1 protein-coding gene is annotated in these 906 nt (G+C 49.4%); it reads right to left on the bottom strand.

The genetic code is table 11. The annotated features are described in order from the left end of the window. Positions 1-771 (bottom strand): SulP family inorganic anion transporter (locus tag R7Z49_RS23915; protein WP_318112212.1); only part of this gene is annotated, 771 nt, incomplete at its 3' end. Positions 772-906: the final 135 nt, after the last annotated feature.

Below are 906 nucleotides of genomic sequence, written 5' to 3'. Positions count from 1 at the left end.
CACTTCCCCAAGCTCAAATTGTGGGGCTTGAAATTGAGGGAAACCACCTTGAGTTAGGCCGACTACGGCCACGTCCATTTCTTGTAAGTGCCGTAGCCAAACCGATGCTGTAGTAACCAGTATGGCAAGCATTGCTGCAGGCCAAGTAGGACGGTAGCGTTTGGTTACCAAATAGACCACCACAGTCGCTACACTGAACGCAACGGTTGGCCAATGAAGTCCTGCCAACCGCTGTTGAGGTTCGCATAATCGTTCAAGTAGATAGCGTTGTTCGTATTTCAAACCCACGACTTTCGCAAACTGACCGACAATGATGGTCAACGCCACGCCGTTGAGTAGCCCTAAGAGGATTGGGCGGGAAAGGAAGTCAGCAAAAATTCCCAGTTTGAAGCGGCTGGCCAGTACACACCAAATACCTGTCATGGCTGTCATGGTCATCACGAGCTGCCAGTGTTTGGTTGGGTCGCCAGCGGCAATTGGGGTAACGACGGCGGCGATGACGGCACAGGTTGCTGCGTCCGGGCCAACAATGAGTTGCCGGGAAGTGCCCATTAAAGCGTAAACCAGCATCGGCAGCACGCATGAGTAGAGACCGACGATAGCAGAAACGCCAGTTAGCTGTGCATAAGCAATAGCAACAGGTAGTGCAACAGCAACAACAGAAAATGCTGCTCTAAAGTCGTTCACGAGCCATTCTTTTTGATAGTTTTGAAGTTGAATGAGTCCTGGGAACCACTGAGCGAATAAGAATCTAGCCAACAGATTTTCCATATATGTGGTTGAGATACGGTAAAGTATACATCGTTAATGGGTAAGGTCTGTGAGCTATTTATCACTCATATCGCGATCAATTGGTTTGGCTGTGGTTACAACGGTTGTCTGAGAGTGAGCATCGGATGCGTCGAA

The sequence above is a fragment of the Vibrio sp. 1562 genome (genome assembly GCF_033340155.1).
In the GTDB taxonomy this organism is placed as follows: domain Bacteria; phylum Pseudomonadota; class Gammaproteobacteria; order Enterobacterales; family Vibrionaceae; genus Vibrio; species Vibrio alginolyticus.
The sequence above is the reverse complement of the archived record's forward strand: the minus strand, read 5'-3'. Positions and strand labels throughout refer to the sequence as shown.